Source organism: Ruegeria sp. YTSC003, assembly GCF_059609785.1.
Genome location: NZ_JBXWMK010000020.1, coordinates 1 through 17810, shown reverse-complemented (window position 1 = coordinate 17810; position 17810 = coordinate 1). Strand labels below are relative to the sequence as shown.

The 17810-nt window shown below is 54.6% G+C and carries 14 protein-coding genes; 4 read left to right on the top strand and 10 right to left on the bottom strand.

From position 1 onward, the window contains the following. Positions 1 to 16: 16 nt before the first annotated feature. The gene (locus AC2FFH_RS22045; protein WP_496737688.1) at positions 17 to 1204 is read right to left on the bottom strand and encodes a 2-aminoethylphosphonate--pyruvate transaminase; all 1188 of its coding nucleotides are present in this window, start codon (positions 1202 to 1204) and stop codon (positions 17 to 19) included. A 119-nt stretch (positions 1205 to 1323) separates the two neighbouring features. Between AC2FFH_RS22045 and AC2FFH_RS22040 the strand changes: the two genes are divergently transcribed. Next, complete coding sequence (locus tag AC2FFH_RS22040; RefSeq protein WP_496737689.1) at positions 1324 to 2208, top strand: LysR substrate-binding domain-containing protein; 885 nt, start codon at positions 1324 to 1326, stop codon at positions 2206 to 2208. Between the two features lie 29 nt (positions 2209 to 2237). Here AC2FFH_RS22040 and AC2FFH_RS22035 read toward each other — a convergent pair whose 3' ends face one another. The 9 genes from AC2FFH_RS22035 to AC2FFH_RS21995 all read right to left on the bottom strand — a co-directional run bounded on the left by AC2FFH_RS22035 (position 2238) and on the right by AC2FFH_RS21995 (position 14519). Next, the gene (locus tag AC2FFH_RS22035) at positions 2238 to 4259 is read right to left on the bottom strand and encodes a putative 2-aminoethylphosphonate ABC transporter permease subunit (RefSeq protein ID WP_496783404.1); all 2022 of its coding nucleotides are present in this window, start codon (positions 4257 to 4259) and stop codon (positions 2238 to 2240) included. Next, a complete protein-coding gene (locus tag AC2FFH_RS22030; RefSeq protein WP_496737690.1) occupies positions 4256 to 5371 on the bottom strand; it encodes a putative 2-aminoethylphosphonate ABC transporter ATP-binding protein in 1116 nt (371 codons plus the stop codon). Before AC2FFH_RS22030 ends, AC2FFH_RS22035 begins: the two co-directional genes overlap by 4 nt. A gap of 132 nt (positions 5372 to 5503) precedes the next feature. Beyond that, a complete protein-coding gene (locus AC2FFH_RS22025) occupies positions 5504 to 6523 on the bottom strand; it encodes a putative 2-aminoethylphosphonate ABC transporter substrate-binding protein (protein ID WP_176865287.1) in 1020 nt (339 codons plus the stop codon). 231 nt (positions 6524 to 6754) lie between these two features. Further along, entirely contained in the window at positions 6755 to 8284 is a 1530-nt protein-coding gene (locus AC2FFH_RS22020) for a sulfatase-like hydrolase/transferase (protein WP_496737691.1), read from the bottom strand. A gap of 17 nt (positions 8285 to 8301) precedes the next feature. Then, positions 8302 to 9141 carry an EamA family transporter gene (locus AC2FFH_RS22015; RefSeq protein WP_496737692.1) on the bottom strand — a complete coding sequence of 280 codons (840 nt, stop codon included), beginning with the start codon at positions 9139 to 9141 and terminating at the stop codon, positions 8302 to 8304. 37 nt (positions 9142 to 9178) lie between these two features. Further along, positions 9179 to 10186: a GlxA family transcriptional regulator gene (locus tag AC2FFH_RS22010; protein WP_496845326.1), complete on the bottom strand. Its 1008-nt coding sequence runs from the start codon at positions 10184 to 10186 to the stop codon at positions 9179 to 9181. Between the two features lie 32 nt (positions 10187 to 10218). Beyond that, positions 10219 to 12681 carry a GcvT family protein gene (locus AC2FFH_RS22005; protein WP_496783408.1) on the bottom strand — a complete coding sequence of 821 codons (2463 nt, stop codon included), beginning with the start codon at positions 12679 to 12681 and terminating at the stop codon, positions 10219 to 10221. Between the two features lie 86 nt (positions 12682 to 12767). Then, entirely contained in the window at positions 12768 to 13562 is a 795-nt protein-coding gene (locus AC2FFH_RS22000; protein WP_496737695.1) for a DeoR/GlpR family DNA-binding transcription regulator, read from the bottom strand. Between the two features lie 387 nt (positions 13563 to 13949). Beyond that, positions 13950 to 14519: a DJ-1/PfpI family protein gene (locus AC2FFH_RS21995; protein ID WP_496845325.1), complete on the bottom strand. Its 570-nt coding sequence runs from the start codon at positions 14517 to 14519 to the stop codon at positions 13950 to 13952. Between the two features lie 189 nt (positions 14520 to 14708). Here AC2FFH_RS21995 and AC2FFH_RS21990 point away from each other — a divergent pair, with 189 nt between their 5' ends. From AC2FFH_RS21990 to AC2FFH_RS21980, 3 genes are all read left to right on the top strand, one after another. After that, a complete protein-coding gene (locus AC2FFH_RS21990; protein ID WP_496783414.1) occupies positions 14709 to 15071 on the top strand; it encodes an antibiotic biosynthesis monooxygenase in 363 nt (120 codons plus the stop codon). Positions 15072 to 15360: 289 nt separating this feature from the next. After that, a complete protein-coding gene (locus tag AC2FFH_RS21985; RefSeq protein WP_496783416.1) occupies positions 15361 to 15912 on the top strand; it encodes a gluconate 2-dehydrogenase subunit 3 family protein in 552 nt (183 codons plus the stop codon). 42 nt (positions 15913 to 15954) lie between these two features. After that, positions 15955 to 17532 carry a GMC oxidoreductase gene (locus AC2FFH_RS21980; protein ID WP_496845324.1) on the top strand — a complete coding sequence of 526 codons (1578 nt, stop codon included), beginning with the start codon at positions 15955 to 15957 and terminating at the stop codon, positions 17530 to 17532. The last annotated feature ends 278 nt before the right edge of the window (positions 17533 to 17810 follow it).

Below are 17810 nucleotides of genomic sequence, written 5' to 3'. Positions count from 1 at the left end.
TTATGTTCCTTGGTAGTTAAGCTGCCAGTTTGGCGCGTTCTTTCAATGCCCGGAGGGGGGGTGCAGCGCTTGTGACACCCATCTCCTCCAATGATTCTTTTGCTGCGTTTACAACTTTGCGCATGACGTGCTCGTCCATTTGGCCGATACATCCGACACGGAAACTGTCGACCACCGTCAGCTTGCCTGGGTAGATGATGAAACCCTTGGACTTCATCAGGGCATAGAACTGGTCGAACACGAAATTTTCGTCCGCCGGGCAGAAAAAGGTGACAATAATTGGACTGAGCCAGCGATTGTCGAGCAATGTTTCAAAACCCAACTCGCGCATTCCCGCGACCATGACATCGCGGTTGCGGGTGTACCTACCGCCGCGGCCCGGAACACCTCCTTCGGCGGAATGCGCCCTGAGTGCCTCGATGAATGCCGCCACCACATGGGTGGGAGGGGTGAACCGCCATTGACCGGTCTTGTTCATATGCGCCCATTGCGCGTGTACGTCCAGGCTCAGCGAATGGCTGTTGCCCTCCGCTGCCTCAAGCTCGGATTTTCGGGCGACGATAAAACCGAAACCGGGCACACCCTCGATGCATTTATTGGCGGAGGATACCATGGCCTCGTACCGGATCTCGCTCGGTTTCAGCTCGACGGCGCCGAAGGCCGACATCGAGTCGACTAATAGCTTGCGCCCGGCGGCATAGGTGACCTCGGAAATCTCTTCGACGGGGTTCAGAATGCCCGAACTGGTTTCACAGTGAATCGCAACCACATGCGTGATGTCGGGGTCATCGGCAAGAATGCGGGCAACTTCGTCGCCGCGCGGCGGCAGGTAATCGCCCTTGTCCAGAACTACATGCGCGCGATCCAGGTATTCCAGGGTCTTTGCGGAGCGTTGCCCATAGGCACCATTTGCTAATACCAGCGCCCTGCCATCGCGCGGAATGAATGATGCAAGCATCGCTTCGACCGAAAACGAACCACTGCCCTGCATCAGGACACAGTCGAAATCATCAGCTCCCTCGCCAAGCAAAGCCAGCAGGCTGGATCGTACCTCTTGCGTCATGGCGCGAAAATCGTCATCCCAACTGCCCCAATCCTTTAACATGGCCTCTTTTACGGCATAGGATGTCGTCAAAGGACCGGGCGTCAGAAGGTAAGGTTCACCGAGGCGCGGTTGTTCGATTTTGGGATTGGAAGGCGTCATAACCAGGCTCCAGAAAAGTATTTTCAAGAACACAATTGCAGCAAACGTTGCTATATGTGAAATTGCAAATATCAATCTAATTATAAGCACAGCCTATGAGCTGACTTCGGAGGAGCGCCATGCGACACAGCCAGCTCAAAGCCTTTCACTATGTAGCCAAGCATGGGGGATTTTCGCGTGCTGCAGAGGCTCTTTTTCTGACGCAGCCTGCAATTTCGGAGCAGGTGCGAAAGCTGGAACAGGATCACGATTTGTTGTTGTTCCAGCGCGAGCGCAAACGTGTGACCTTGACCCCCGACGGCGAGCAGCTTTACCGATATACCAAGCAATATTTTGAGATCGAAAGTCAGATCGAGGACTACCTCTCTGAGACCAAGGCTGTGGTCGATGGAGAGTTACGCATCATCGCCGACTCCGCGCACCACATGACGGCCTTTCTGGGTCCCTTTCAGAAAAAAAACCCAAATGTCACGATCACCGTGCGCTCGGGGAATAGCGAGGAGATTCTGGAAGAGCTCAGGGCGTATAACGCGGAAATTGGCGTAGTAGGCAGCCTTTCTCCGGGCAAAGATATGGATGTCTTGAGTCTTGGTTCTACTGAGATCGTGGCCTTTGCCGCACAGGGTGTTCTTTTGGCATCGAAACCGACGCTGTCGCTAGAAGAGTTGTCAAATCTACCGCTTATATTCCGCGAAACAGGGTCGAAAACGCGCCAGAAACTGGAAGATGAGGCCAAAAAACACGGGATCACGCTGAAACCAGCGATTGTAGCGGAAGGGCGCGAGGCGATAAGGGAACTTGTGGCCTCCGGCGCAGGTATCGGTTTTGTCTCGCAGGCGGAATATGGCCATGATGACCGTCTCCGGCAAATCAAGCTTAAAGGCATCAACCTGCAGATGGGCGAGAGCATCATATCGCTGTCGCAGAGGCGCGAAGTGAAGATCATCCGCGCCTTCACAGATTTTGCGCAGCGTACCTTGGAAGAAAACCCCGCCAACGATTGATTAGCGGGGCTTGGTATCAATGGTGGCAGCTAGCGACTTCGCCAGCCTTGAGTGCGTTTTAGAATTCCTTTGGACGCAATCAGGTGAATAATCCGCGCCGTTGCGTTGGTGTAAAAGATCATCATGCCCATCGCCGCAGCCGGTGCGATATCTCCGGCATCATCCATGTTCAGCACCGCGATAGATGCCAGCGTCGTTTTAGGTGAGTAGAGGAACACGACCGCCGAAACGGTCGTCATCGCATTGACAAACAAATAGATTGATATGTCCAGAACAGCTGGAAGACATACCGGAACTGTCACTCGTGCAAATAGCTTCATTGTTGGCTGCTTGAGCGAGGATGATACCGACTCAAATTCTCTGTCCATCTGCTTTAACGCGGTCACACCCGTTAGGTGTGACACCGTATAAAAGTGAGTCACCGTACAGATCACCAAAATCGCCATCGTTCCGTAGATCCCGTTCAGGGGATTGGACGGGCTGTTAAAAAAGAAGATGTAGGAAAGGCCTAGCACCATGCCCGGGATTGCCATAGGCAGCATCGCGAACATCTGAAAGATTGATCGACCTGTTCTGAACCCGTTCGACTTTTCAACCAGATATGCACCAAAGAAGACGACTGAAGTACCGATCACCGCCGTCAAAAGCGCCAGCTTGATCGAGTTAATGTAGGAGCCCCAACCGCCACCATCCATCTTGTTGAAATCGTAGTTCTTCAGGCTCAGGCTCAGGTCGTAGGGCCAAAACTTGATTAGCGCTGCGAATTGGCACACAGCCAGCAGCCCAACGATGAACAAACCGATCAGACAGCAATAGACTAGAAAGAACCGATCTGCCTTTCGATTTGGGGTTGGCTGGTACGGGACCGACCGGGCCGACAATAAGGCAACCTGCTTTGATTGCACCATGCGGTCGATCGCGAACGCCAGGATTGCCGGGATCACCAGAACGACCGAGACTACGGCACCCATTTCAAAGTTCTGCTGGCCGATCACCTGCTTGTAGATATCAACCGCCAGAACGTTGAACTGACCTCCAATAACTTTTGGCAGACCAAAATCAGTTATGACCAGATTAAATACGACGAAAGCGGCAGAGATCAGACCATATCGCGCGCCAGGAACGGTGACCGTCCAAAAAGTACGCCACGGCGTCGAACGCAGGCTGACTGCAGCTTCGTATAGTCGTGCATCAGAGATCGCCAGCGCCGTTGAAATGATCAGGAAGGCGTGCGGGAAGGTGAAGAACACCGAGCCTATTACAATGCCAATCGGACCATAGATACTGGCGCCGAACAGCAACTCTTTTATCATGCCCTGATTGCCGAACAGATAGACCAGCGCGATCCCGGGCAACAGCGAAGGCACCAGGATCGGAGCCATCGCAATCAGACGAAACACACCCTTGAACCGCATGCAACTCCGGTTCAGCGCATAAGCGAACCAGAACGCCAAAGTTACTGTGACAATGGTGCTAATTACAGAAATCCAAAGGGAGTTCTTGATAGAATTGAACAGTGCCGGGGTTGAGAAGTAGTTGACGAAATTTTCCAAGCCTCGCGATTGAACTGGCCTCAGCTGAACCCGCCGGAACTGATTGGAATCGAGCGTGACCCAATCCGTATTGTCCTGCAGCGTAGAACCGACAAGAAACCGCCCGGTGTCGCTCGTGTTACGGATTTGGTACATGACCGGACTGCGAAAGCTGAAATCGGGAAAAAGCTCGGTTACTGATAGCCGCCCGTCTGAGCCGGTAGACAGTTCGGTGCCGGAAAAAGCCCCGATTTGTTCGTTCAGTGCGTCGCCCGACAGAATGGTTCCGTCGAACTGGCCTGCGTCATCACTGACTTGGAACTCGTATTGCGACAACTCCATCCGATAGGTGGAGAAGGATTTAGAGAGCATCGTGTAAAGCGGCAGGACCAACGTCGCGACCAGATAGAGCGCGATCACGATCATGCTGCCGCGCATCAGGATGTCATCCCTGCTGAGCTTGGGTTTGATGTCAGGCCCGGCTGGAAGGGTACCCGGGTTGATTGAAATCTCGCTCATGCTGCTGTCTCCGGAACATCAAAGGCCATCAGCCGGTTTTCGGGTAGCTCAATCACCATGGTCCGACCCTCTTCCAGTTCTAGACGGCGCACGGCATTGATCGAAAAATCCGCGATCAGTTCCGAAGATCCAAATCGCTCGTTACTTAAGCGGCAGCGCCAGAACGAACCGAGGAATTCCATTTCATCAAGAGTGACGTCAATGCAATTCCTGTTGCCGCCGGTATCGAGATAACCAGCCTCATGCGGAATGATATCTTCCGGCCGGATTGCTGCAATCGCCGGCATACCGTCGTTGAAATTGTGGCCAAGGCACGCAAAGGTCTTTTCGCCGACGCTCAGTCGACCACCTTTGGTGACCTGTGATTGGATCTGGTTCATTTCTCCGATGAAGTCCGCCACGAACAAGTTAGCAGGCTCGCGGTAGATTTCTGTGGGTGATCCCACTTGTTCAATAACCCCATGATTCATGACAACGATCCGGTCCGCCATGGCCAGAGCTTCTTCCTGATCATGTGTCACCATCACGGTGGTTACGCCCAGTTTGCGCTGTAACTCCTTGATCTCATGCCGCAGGTGAACACGCACTTTGGCGTCCAGTGCCGACAGGGGTTCGTCCAGCAGCAACAGGCCGGGGTTGGTTGCGATGGCACGGGCCAATGCAATCCTTTGCTGCTGACCTCCTGACAACTGCGCAGGGTATTTCTTGCCCTGGTCCGGCAGTCCAACCAGATTCAAGAGTTCGTTTACACGAACCGCGATATCCGACTTGCTGCGGCCCGTGTTTTCAAGGCCGAAGGCGATGTTCTTTTCAATCGTCAGATTTGGGAACAGCGCATAGGATTGAAACACAATCCCGAAATCACGCTCGGACGGGGGCAGATTGGAGACGTCTTTGCCATCTTGCATGACCGTACCTTTGGTCTGCAAATCCAATCCGGCGATTGCACGCAGAAGAGTGGTTTTCCCACAGCCGGACGGACCGAGGAAACAAATGAATTCGCCTTCGTTGATTTCAAGGGAGATATCCTTGAGCGCTAGAAAGCTGCCGAACGCTTTCCACAAATTCTGGATGCTGAGATACAGTTCACCGGGTGGTGTTTTCTGAAGCACGGGAGAGGTCCTCACATCTGCACCTCGGGCACGGCCGAAACTGGCCAGTCTGATCCGGGTGAGTAAGTTGTTTGTTGGGGAACAAGAGCATGGTGTGCAGGAGGGGCACAAAAGCCCCTCCTGCTAATGGGATTACTTCGCTTCCGACTTTCCGTCATAGCGAGACTGCCATTCCTTCAATATTGCCGCGCGATTGTTGGCAGCAAACTCAAAGTCATTTTCGATCATTGCATCCAGAAGACCCTCGGGGAAGTGCTCAACTGGTTTTGCAACACCCGGATAGGCCACGACTGCATAACCGGTATTATACATTTCGTTGGCCTCTTTGGTGACCGTGAAATCAACCAGCTTCTGCGCGGCCTCGAGATTTGCGGTACCAGCAACAATTGCGGTTGCTTCCATGTCCCACCCTACGCCCTCAGAAGGTACGATGACCTCAAGAGGTGCTCCGTCTGCTTTGGACTTGGCCCCACGGAAGGCAAAGGAAATGCCAATTGGGATCTCGCCTGCGGCCGCCAGTTTGCAGGGTTTAGAACCTGAATGGGTGTACCGCGCGATGTTCTCATGCAATGCATCCATATAATCCCAACCGCCATCTTCGCCGAACATCTGAAGCCAGCTTGAAACATCAAGGAAGCCGGTCCCTGATGAATTCGGGTTCGGCATGATGACCTGATCCTTATACATCGGGTCGGTGAGGTCCTTCCAGGATGTCGGCGGTGTCAGCCCGGCCTTTTCGGCCTCGACTGTGTTGTAGCAAACCGAAGCAACCCAGGCATCCATGCCAACCCAGGCCGGAGGATTGTCGCCATCAACAAACTTCACATCCAGTTCTTCAACGCCAGCCGGCGCGTAAGGTTCCAGCATACCCTCCGACTTGAGCAAAAGCAGCGACGTGGCCGCCAGACCCCAGACGACGTCTGCCTGAGGGTTGTCCCGTTCTGCCAGCAATTTGGCGGTGATGATCCCGGTCGAGTCGCGAACCCAGTTAATCTTGATGTCAGGGTTGCTTTGGTTGAACGTCTCGGCGTATCGGGCCAGATCTTCCGCCTCGACTGCGGTGTAAACAGTCAGTTCTGTTTCTGATGCTGCTACCGTCGCGGTCAGCGTGCCGACAGCAAGAGCGGTAAGAAGTGATGTTGCGTGTCTCATTGTTATCCTCTGTTGGTGATTTTTGGAATGGTTCGCCATTCTCGTGCGGCGTTCTCATTCAGATTAGTGCCAACAGTTTGACAGATATTCTTTTCAAGAAAAATCGATTATACCTTCAACATCATAAGCCAACCTTATGGAAGAACTGTCGTCGACCCCAGGATTGTTGTGATCGGTTCTAAATTTGCAGTGGTACGTTTTAAACGTTTGAAATCAGTGCTTTGATTGTGTTTAGTGCTGCCCTGTCTTAACGCCGCCGGCACGCACAAGCGTTTGTGCAAAGGTGGGATCGGCATTAATCATGCGGTGGTCCAGCATCTTGCGGGTCAGGTGAAGCAGCGTTGGCGTGTTTTCGGGCCGCTCTGCGTTGGACATTTCTTCGCCATCCTCGTCCATGCCAAAGAGTACCTGCGGCAGCCCCGCGCCAAACTCGACCAGACGGTGTTTTTTTGTGCGCAAAATGCCCAGATTTGCCTGTCGAGAGGTCAGGCCTAGCTCAACCATCCACGACGTCGGCTTTACCGGATTGCCAAAATCGAATTCGGAAAAGCTGTGTGTAGCGCCTTCCGTTTCGGTGTCAGCCAAAATACCAAGCAAGCTTCGCCCGTTCATTGAAGAGGGGATTTCCGAACCCACTCTTTTGAGAATGGTGACGGGTATATCAATGGATTCCGTGAACCCGGAATGCACTCGCCCGTGCATATCAGGACGCGCGGGATCGCGCACAATCAAGGGCACATGATAGGCGGCATCATGGAACGTGCCTTTCCCCCACAGCCCGTAGTCGCCGAGCATCTCGCCGTGATCTGCGGTGACGATCAGAACGGTATTGTCCCACAGACCGGAGGTCCTGAGCCAGTCTAATACGCGCCCGATATGATGATCGACCTCCGTTGCTAGAGCCAGATACAGCGATCTCAGCTGGGCGATGGTTTCCGGATCATTCTTCAGATCGGGGAAGCCGACAACCATGCTTGAGATCGGTTGTTTATCCTGCGCCGGGGCAAGGAAAGGGTGCCAGTGTCGGTCTCCCAATGGATCGCGGGTTGAACGCGGCGGGGGCATATCCTGTGGATCGTATAGCGTATTGTAGGGTGCAGGCGCCACAAACGGAGGGTGCGGCCGAATATAGTTCAGCGTGGCAAACCATGTGGATTCAGCATCCTGCATCTTCGACAGGAACTGATCCGACAGAAACGCCGTATCGCTTTGTTCAGCCGGATACAAAGCCGGATCGCCGACGTTCGGGCCGTTGGGTCGATAGGTGTCGGGGTAGGGGGGTAGCTCAACGCCCCGCTGCGACAAATGCGAAAGCCAGGCGTCAACATCCGATTCCATACGCATTCTCACCACCTCCTCAAAGCCCGGAAGCAACTCCTCGTAGCTTTCAAGCCTTGGGTCATCGAGGGGTAGAACCCGGGGATCGTGGGTCGTGTCGGAATACCCAAACATACGTGGAACGTACCCAGCCTTCCGCATAGCACGCGCCAAATTCGGGGTATCGTGCCGGAGCGGCGTGCCGTTTCGGACTGCCCGGTGATTGAAAGCATATTGCCCGGTGAACAGCGATACCCGGCTGGGGCCGCAAGGAATTGTGACGGCAAAATGGTTGGCAAAGCTAACGGCGCTTTTCTGAAGTCGTCGCAGGTTGGGCAACTGCGCCACCCGGCCGAGTCCATCCTGCCCCAGAAGATCATAGCGGAACTGATCGATGACGATCAGCAATACATTCGGGCGTGTATCTGTGTTCTCTGTCTGCAAATCCCCCTCCTAACCCCTCAACTTGCCATCGCCAGAGCTACAATCCCGATCGCCACGATGCTCGCAGCCAGAAGCCTGTTGGATTTTGGCCCTTCGCCAAACCACATGACGCCAATAATCGACGCAAAGATAACGGAACTTTCTCTGAGCGCTGACACCACGCCCAATGGCGCGATTGTCTTCGCATAAAGTACAAGCCCATAAGCCACGCCCGAAATGACACCGCCTGCGAGGCCGGCCCAGACATAACGTCTGGGTAGAGACACGACACGCTGCCACCTGGTAGTGAAGATGAAACCTGCCACAAATATCTCGGCCACGAACAGTGTTGCGATGTACCCCAGTGTGTTCTCGGATAACCGGATGCCAATACCATCCACAAGTGAATAGGACGCAATCATCAAGCCAGTGCCAAAGGCGGCTGCTACGGCGATCCAGTTTGTGTGTCTGCCTAATCCTGCAAGGGACAGGCACCCAATACCCAATGAGATAAAGATAATGCCGATCCATGCGACGGGTGGTAGAATTTCGCCCGCGAACAGTATCGCGCCCAAAGCGACCAGAACCGGTGTCATTCCGCGTGAGATTGGGTAGACCACCGATAGGTCGCCATGTTTGTAGGCGGTGTTCAGAAACCAGTAGTACCCCCAGTGGATCAGGGTGGAGCCAACGATAAAGGGAAAAGCCGCCCAGACCGGCAAGCCAGTGAATGGTATTACAAACATCGCTGGTATCGCATGGCCAAGCGAAATCAGCCCCAGAACAATGGCTTTGTCCGGCGCGCCTTTGACAACGGCATTCCAAAGCGCGTGCAGAAATGCAGCGGTCAAAACAATGAAAAGCGCGTCAATTGTCATTAGAACCTGACGAAATGTGGTGAACGCCTGCGACGCATCAAGTTTCGAACCTTGGGGCGTTCAACCGGGCGCGTTCGCACGCGGGTGATTGCCCGAACCTTTGTTTGTACTTCTGCGACAGCGTGGCATTGGACCCAAATCCGCAGGCAAAGGCAACCTCGGTCAGCGTCAGATTGGTGAATCTGACAATTGCCTGGGCCTTTTCCAACCGTTCCTCCAGGTAGTAGGCTTTTGGGGTAAGTCCTGTGGCTGCTACAAATTTCCTTTCAAGTTGGCGCACCGAAATTCCTACTTCCTCAGCAATGCCCTTTATCTGGAGTGGTTCTTCCAGATTATACCGAAACAGTTCTATGGCCTTGTCAACAACAATGTCGCCGGTAAAGCCGTCATCGACTCGGGCGATGTCGTGTGCGCAAGCGATACACCTGCCGAAATTCGGTCTGTAGCTCAGGAATTTCCGGTTTAGCCGGGGCTGTTCCTGCGGAGTAAGTGTGTCGCTTGTAGTCTTGGACAGCAGGTTGAGCAGAGAGAACCCTGAACCTGCAGACCATATCGCTCCACTAGCGTGGCTATCGCTAGATGCGGGCGAGATATCTGGGAACTGTTCTTGCAGTGCACTTAACAATGAGGACGAGGCAGCGACATCCAAGCCGCAGAGAAGCCCGGTACGTGCCAGTGGGACCAACGCCGCCTCAACTGCGCCCAGAACCCGGCCCGCCCTGAGCTGCGAACGCGCCACGCGGCCAAGATGGTTTTGTTGATCAGGAGGCAGGGCCGGTCCTCCGAGCAAAAACAGATAGCCACATCGCGCCGCGTCGTCATCGATGCGGCTGGTGCTCAAATTTACTCCGCAATCGCTCTGCACATCAGCGCCAGCAAACGACAGAACCGAGACTCTGAGCCGTTTGTCAGGGGCAAGTTGGTTCGCGGTCTTCAGATAGGCCAACCCCACCGAAAGCTGATCCAGAGGCAATCCATCCCAGCACAAAAAGCCGATGTCGTTGACACGCGTCGTGTCGAGTTCGATGACCGAACAGTGTTTCATCAGTTTCTATGCCATTTGGGTGCCATCAGAGACTAACCGTCCGTTTTAGGCCGTTCGCCTTTTGCATCGTAAGGGGTTCGTAAATGAGCCGTTGCAGACAACCGGGTTCCGGCAAGGTCGATTTCGAATGCCCCGCTTCGGATGTATTCCGCCGTAACCCGCTGCGGCGCGTCCAACTGGCACAGCGCGACCGCTGCACCCAGCGTGTGACCATAGGCAGCCGAACGGACCTCACCGACTTCGACCCCATTGCACAACACGGCCTCACCGCCCCACAGCTGCGGAGCACCACCTTCCAGCACCAGTTGCACGATCCGGGTTTTCAGATGGCCGGGGTCCGCTTTTGCGGCTAGCAGTGCCTCTTTCCCGATGAAGCCGCCAGGCTTGTCATAGTCCACGGCAAAGTTCAGACCAGCCTGGATCGGCGTGATGTCCGGGGTCAACTCGCGGCTCCAGGCGCGGAAGCCTTTCTCGATCCGCAGGCCTTCCAGCGCATAGTATCCCGCATCGCGAATACCATACTCGGCCCCGGCGCGCATCAGGTCTTCGTAAACGCCAACTGTGAATTCAACCGGAACCACCAATTCCCAGCCCAATTCGCCGACATAGGTCATGCGATTGGCCAGAACCGTTGCATAGCCCAGATCGATTTCCTGAACGGTGGCAAACGGGAAGGCTGCGTTCGACAGGTCCGCTTTCGTCAGCTTCTTCAAGACATCACGCGACTTTGGCCCCATGACCGACAGCACCGACCATGCAGCCGTCACATCCGTCAGGAAAACATGGGCATCATCGCTAAAATTCTTGCGTATCCAATCCGCGTCGTGAATGGTTTGGGCTGATCCCGTGATCAGCATAAACTCTTGCGCTTTCACTCGCAGAACTGTCAGGTCGGATTCATACCCCCCACGTTCATTTAGCAAGCCTGTGTACACTGTCTGGCCCACGGGCACGTCAACATTTGCTGCGCAGATTCTGTTCAACTCGCTGCAAGCATCGCGTCCTTGCACCAGCAATTTCGAGAACGAGCTTTGGTCAAACAGCGTTACTGCTTCGCGAGTGGCCTTGTGTTCTTTACCAGCATTGTCATGCCAATTCTGACGACCGAAACTATATTCGATCTCGGCTTTTTCACCGTCTTCGGCAAAATAGTTCACCCGCTCCCAGCCCATTTTTGACCCGAATACGGCGTTCTTCGCTGCCAGTCGGTCATACAGGGCCGAGCGGCGGAAGGGGCGAGCCGTGTCTAGTTCCCGGTTGGGCCAAGGCATCGCGTAATGCAGGCCCAGTGTTTCCTTGACCCGGTCATGCAGCCAAGTCTTGTTGTTGTTGAAATTCGCAAACCGCCGGATATCCACCGCAAACAAGTCCGAGGTCGGAGCGCCTTCGACAATCCACTCAGCCAGCGCCCGTCCGGCACCTCCTGCGCTGGCGATGCCCATGCTGTTGAAGCCCGCGCCGACAAAGAAATTCTTCAGCTCGGGCGCTTCACCCAAAAGATAATTGTTGTCGGGCGTAAAGCTTTCAGGTCCGTTATAGAATTGCCGCACGCCTGTCTCGGCCATGCTGGGCACTCGGGTGAGTGCGTTTTCCATGAGAATTTCAAACTGGTCCCAGTCATCCTCCAGAAGCTGGAAGAAGAAGTTGTCTGGTATGCCGTCCATACCCCAAGGCTTGGCGTCCGGCTCAAAGCCGCCCATGACCAGACCGCCTGTCTCTTCCTTGAAATAAATATAGCCATCTGGATCGCGCAGAACGGGCAGGTCGGGCTTCACACCTTCGATCTGCTCGGTCACGATGTAGTAGTGTTCGGCAGAGTGCAGAGGCACGTTGACGCCGCACATCTTGCCCAGTTGACGTGCCCACTGTCCACCGCAGTTCACCACGATCTCGGCATTGATCGTGCCCTGATCGGTGACCACACCGGTGACGGTGCCATCTTTGGTCAGAATGTCAGTGACCTTCATTCCTTCGATCACCTTCGCGCCACCCATGCGCGCGCCTTTGGCCAGAGACTGGGTCAGATCAGTTGGGTTGGCCTTACCGTCACCGGGCATCCACAGCCCGCCTTTGACGTCGTCCACCTGCATCACCGGCCATTTGTCCTGCGCCTCCTGCGGGGTGATAACCTGGACCTCGACCCCCTGCGCCCGCGCGGCAGCAGCGGTGCGCATCAGCATAGTCATGCGATCGTCGGTCCGTGCCACTGTGACCGAGCCGCATTCCATCCAGCCGGTGGCGAGTCCAGTCTCGGCCTCAAGCTGTGAATACAGCTCGGTCGAATAGCGGATCAGGTTGGTCATCGCGGGCTGGCTGCGCAGCTGACCGACGAGGCCCGCTGCATGCCAGGTTGTGCCGCAACTCAATTGGCCCTGTTCCAGCAGCACAACATCTCGATGCCCCATCTTCGTCAGGTGATACGCGACCGAGCAGCCAACGATACCGCCCCCCACGATGACAAATTGCGCGCTTTGCGGAAGTTGGATGTCGGCCATTGCGTTGCTCTGTACAAGAGGAATCGGGTTTGCACCCACCTTATTGCTACTTTGCAAATCTTGGCAATATTTTTCTTTTCTTGGCGTTAAACGCTGACAACATCAACGGGTTGGTCTCTAATCACTTCCGAAATGCCTTTAGGTAAATCGCCGTCAACCACTAGAGTTACATCCCCAGGCAGTGGTTTCATCGCAACTTGCCCCACCACATCGAATTTGCTGCTGTCCGCCAATAGGAACGGGCGCTGCGACCGCTCTATCATCATGTGTCGCAGGTTTGCGCCTTCCAGCGAAAAATCGGTGAGCAAGGTCCGAGCACTAATCCCACCAACTCCGATCAGTGCAAATTCTGCATTGTATCGGGAAAGGTGGTCCAGCGTGTCCAAACCCATTGTAGCATTCTCCGAAAAATCTAACCGCCCGCCCAGCAAGGTGACCTCTTCTGCCGCTGGCGCAAGTACCGAGGCTATGGTTAAATCGTTGGTATAAATTGCTAAATGTTGGCGAATGGTCGCCAGAGCTTGCGCTGCCGCGAGTGTCGTCGAGCCGCTGTCAATGATTACACTCGCTCCGTCTGGAATTATGCTAGCAACGTAATTGCCAATACGCTCTTTGCCTTCTCGATTGGTTTGAGTGCGGTCAACCATGGGAGGTTCGTGCGTACGCACACTGGTCGCTCCGCCGCGTACCTGGTTGAGTTTGTTTTCCTGCGCCAGTTGCTCAATATCCTTGCGAACAGTTTCCCGCGATACGCCGAGCCGTTCGGTCAGGGCTCGGATTGAAACTGCGGGTTGACGCGAAACTTCTTCGAGGATTATTGCATGTCGTTCTGATGGTAGCATAGGTTGATCTTCCGGCTCAGGTCTGCGTAACTTTGCCAAGTTTCGCAAACAGCGTCCAGCCCGGTTCAATACAGACGAGTGTGTTTCGGTGCCAGCTCAACGAAGCCAGTCGCGTTGCGGAAGGCCTGGCTGCCGCTCTGATTAACGGGTGTAGGCCGAACTAGGTTTAGAATGTACCCCGACTACAGTCCAATACCCGTAAGAGAAATTATGATAAATTTGCGCGAGTCCCATCCACGCATTCCGATTTTTCTATCCAGGGACTTCTCCAGACGAGCTTTCCTCGATCTCGTGGACATCACGTTCTGCTGGGTTCATTGGCATCCGAACACAATATTAGTCAGAGCAGATTGCTCCGGCAGGGCTCATCAAGGAACGCTCAGCAAATTGTGGCGACTTCGTAACAACCGATGCAACTGACCGCACTCAATTGTGCTCGGCAGTGATCATGTCTTTGAACTGAGACACTGTTTCTTGCGGAACACCGGCCGCTTCGAAGATAGCGGCGGCAAAGCTGACCGGCGCTGTACCGGCTGCGGTAACAACACTGCGTGAGGAAACGGCCGCTTCGCTTTGAACGTAACTCGATGCTCCACCATACCCAACAGCGTTCTTGATCAAGAATTCCCCATCATTCGAAGTATGGGGTACGGAATTCAGCAATCCCGATCGGGCCAGAGCCAGGGTTCCACCGCAAATTCCGCCGACAGGAACGCCGTTTTCGTACTGAGCCACAAGCAGATCTGAAATGTCCGGTGCGGCCTCAGAGTCCCACACGGTTCCACCAATGACTGCCACTACATCCGGTTGCCACGCGGCGAGTTCTTCCAGTCCATTGGATACGATAACGGTCATTCCTCCCATCGAGCTCAATTGCCCGGGAATTGGGGAAAAATACGCAACGTCGAGCCCGTAAAAGGAGCCGCCGATTCCGCCAATCATTGCGTATTCCCAGTCCGCGAAATCATCTGTGAGTATCAATGCGACTTTCGCCATTTTGGTTATACCTCCTGAGGATCCCGCTCTAGAACATATAGGGAACATTCCGGATGTGCAATGTTACTGGTTAACGAAAGCCCGCCGTCTTCCGATGTGTTTGTCAGGGCAACCGTCAGGCATTTTGCCGATGAGTAGAAAGCACCTATTCTGGGAAAATATGTAAAATCGAATTATTGGAGAAAAGTTATGCCCGTGCCCCAGATTGTGACCATCGTCGGTTATATGACAGTCCCCGAAGCTCACGCAGATGCATTTCGAAAAAACTGTGCTGACATGATTGAATTGCGCAGTCAGGAATCTGGCCATTTGGCGTCGGCCTACAGTTTCAGTGCCGACGGAACGGTGGTGTCCCGTGAAGATTATGACAGCGCAGATGCGGTAATCCGCCATATGGAACTGGGCAGCCACATCTTTGGAAGCACGCAAAGCCTGGTCAGTATCACCGGGGTCGAATTACATGGTCCTGCCGCTGAACTTGAAAAACTGCGCGACCTGTTCAGCGGAATTTCTCCTGGTTTCTTTGTAACCGAGTTCGGGTTTCGGCGGTAGCCGGGCTTGGAAAAGGGATCTACGGCAAGTCGGTAAGGTAGAGCCAGCCCAAAGAAGGCGGCATCATCCTGCCAGAGGAAGCCTACAGAGGCTTGGCACAAACCATAGGTGCAGCACTTTGAATCCGCAGCTCAACATGTGGGTTGGTTAAACCCCCAGCCGCACGGCTGTCTGCATTTAGGATGGATGTCCAATTCAACATCGAAGCCGGAGACATTTCCAAATTTGACAAAAGCCGCATGGCTGCGACAATCGAGACATCTGTTTGCGGTAGGTGGAGACAGGTCGAATGAAGGGAAGACGACGCTTTCTGACTCGTGTGATCCCATCCACATTCTGGGCGTCCATCACAATGCGAAGCCTTTCCCGAAATGCGGAGGCAAAGACCGTCGAAGACAAGAGCTACAAAAAACTCACAACTACCGAGGCGGAAACTCTGGCGGCCTGGTGCGCGACCATCGTTTCCGGCGCCGAAGAAGCCGGAGTTGCCCGATTTGTCGACCAGAACCTGGCAGGCGATCAGGCCGCGTCCCTGTTGCTCCTCAGATACCTGGATGCCAGCGACATGGCGGGATTTTATCGCAAGGGTATCTCAGGCATTGAAAAAGAATGCCTCCACCGCTTTGGCCTGCCCTTTGTGCAGGTGACCGACGAACAACGTGTAGAAATGATCCAAGCCGCCATAGCTTCAGACATGCAGGTCTGGACCGACCCCGACCCCAATTTCTTCTATTTCATTTCGCGCAGCGACGCGGTGGATGTTGTTTATGGCACGCAGGAGGGGTTTGCGGATCTGAACATCCCCTATCTCGCGCATATTCCGCCACCTCGACCTTGGTAACAAATCCGCCGCCAGCAGAATGACCGGAGATAATGAGGCCCAATGACGAAAATCTCTAATGATAAGGTTGAAGTCGTCATCATCGGCTCTGGCATCGCCGGTAGTACAATGGCTGCAGAACTGGGTGAGGCAGGGTTTGATGTGCTGGTTCTTGAGGCCGGGCCGGAACGACAGCTATCAGACATGATCAGTTCTCAAATCTGGTCCCGGCGGCTCAGATGGGCGGGTCCGGAAGTTCGGGAGACAGGTGATCTTGTGGGAGCCGCGAACTTTGCCGTGGGGTGGGGGACCGGCGGTGCAGGCTTGCATTGGTACGCAAACTGGTACCGGCTGCACCCCGACGACTTTCACGTCAGGTCTCTGTACGGGCGCAATCTGGACTGGCCCATCGGATATGATGACCTGCAACCATGGTATGACCACGCGCAATCCTATTTCGGCGTGTCGGGGGATGACGATCCCAATGCGCCGCCCGGCGAGGCTTATCCCATGCCTGCCATTTCCCTATCCAAACAATCTCAGGCCATCAAACCCGGGTTTGATGCGGAAGGGTTGACGCTAACGACAAATACAGTGGCGGTAAACTCAGTCTCCTATAACGGCCGGGCCGCCTGCCTGCTTGATGGCTGGTGCGACGCGGGATGTCCGATCGGGGCATTGGCCAACCCGCTGGTTCTGCAATGGCCGCGGGCACAAAAGGCGGGCGTTGAGCTACGCCACAATGCCTATGCCGCACGGATTGAAACAGACCCTTCGGGATCGAAGGCGACCGCCGTCGTTTATCTTGATGAGCAGGGTCGGGAAAACCTACAACCTGCAGACATTGTCATCTCGGCCTGCCACACAATCTGGAATGCGCGGCTGCTTTTGCTGTCCGGCAATGACAAGCATCCCGATGGGCTGGGCAGTGGCAGCAAGACACTGGGGCGCTATTTTACCTCTCACGCGCTCACAACCATCCACGGGCTGTTCACGCAGGAAACAGAGCCCCATTTGGGTGTTTCGGGTGCCAACACCCTTTGCCTTGATGGCTATGATGACAAACAACCGGCAAATGATGCTTTTGGCAGCCGCGCGTGGCTTGTCGGGCAGGCAGCAAAACCCAACGACCTGTTGGGGACCGCTCTGGCCAGGCCAGAGGTGTTTGGCGATGCTCTGGACGCATATCTACATCAGGCCAGTTTGCATTACGGAAACATGACAGTGCTGTGTGAGGAAGACAGCATGCTGGAAAACCGTATCACGCTCGATCCATCAAAACTCGATCGTTATGGGTTGCCGATGGCACATGTGAGTAATTCACTGCCACGGGCAAATGCCGCCAGGTCGGAACTGGCCAAGGCGGAGGGTCTCCGCATCTTCAAGGCGGCAGGGACCAGCGATGCTTGGGCAGGCCCTCGAAACCCAATGCACATGATGGGTGGAACCATCATGGGTGACGATCCATCAGCATCTGTCACAAATTCATATGGCCAGGTACATGAGATCGACAATCTGTTTGTCGCGGGCGCAAGCCTGTTTCCCACGCCGGGCGCGATAAATCCGACGGCCACGCTGGCTGCGTTGGTGTTTCGCACGGCAGATTACATTCGCACCCACCGATCAGAGTTGCTGCCCTAAAGCGCGCTGCGCGAAGGTTGTGCGCGACCCAAACCGTCGAAGGCGTCCAGCAGAGTTTCAAACCAGCGGTGTAGTGTGCTGTCTGGAGGCCAGAACGCAGCTCGACTGACAACCCGCGCCCATTGAAATGTTCCGAACAAGATGTAGTCTGAATGGTTCTGTTGCAATCTTTTGACTATTGACGCGCTTGAATGCAGACGGTGAATGATAGCCGGTGTATTCAGTCGAGAACCTGTTCATGATTTCATTCAAAGGTGCGCAATATCCGAAGGACGTGA

Bases quoted from the DNA above. Each gene is read 5' to 3' on its own strand.
- AC2FFH_RS22045 (WP_496737688.1), bottom strand. From the start codon at position 1,204: ATGACGCCTTCCAATCCCAAAATCGAACAACCGCGCCTCGGTGAACCT.
- AC2FFH_RS22040 (WP_496737689.1), top strand. From the start codon at position 1,324: ATGCGACACAGCCAGCTCAAAGCCTTTCACTATGTAGCCAAGCATGGG.
- AC2FFH_RS22035 (WP_496783404.1), bottom strand. From the start codon at position 4,259: ATGAGCGAGATTTCAATCAACCCGGGTACCCTTCCAGCCGGGCCTGAC.
- AC2FFH_RS22025 (WP_176865287.1), bottom strand. From the start codon at position 6,523: ATGAGACACGCAACATCACTTCTTACCGCTCTTGCTGTCGGCACGCTG.
- AC2FFH_RS22015 (WP_496737692.1), bottom strand. From the start codon at position 9,141: ATGACAATTGACGCGCTTTTCATTGTTTTGACCGCTGCATTTCTGCAC.
- AC2FFH_RS22010 (WP_496845326.1), bottom strand. From the start codon at position 10,186: ATGAAACACTGTTCGGTCATCGAACTCGACACGACGCGTGTCAACGAC.
- AC2FFH_RS22005 (WP_496783408.1), bottom strand. From the start codon at position 12,681: ATGGCCGACATCCAACTTCCGCAAAGCGCGCAATTTGTCATCGTGGGG.
- AC2FFH_RS21995 (WP_496845325.1), bottom strand. From the start codon at position 14,519: ATGGCGAAAGTCGCATTGATACTCACAGATGATTTCGCGGACTGGGAA.
- AC2FFH_RS21990 (WP_496783414.1), top strand. From the start codon at position 14,709: ATGCCCGTGCCCCAGATTGTGACCATCGTCGGTTATATGACAGTCCCC.
- AC2FFH_RS21985 (WP_496783416.1), top strand. From the start codon at position 15,361: ATGAAGGGAAGACGACGCTTTCTGACTCGTGTGATCCCATCCACATTC.
- AC2FFH_RS21980 (WP_496845324.1), top strand. From the start codon at position 15,955: ATGACGAAAATCTCTAATGATAAGGTTGAAGTCGTCATCATCGGCTCT.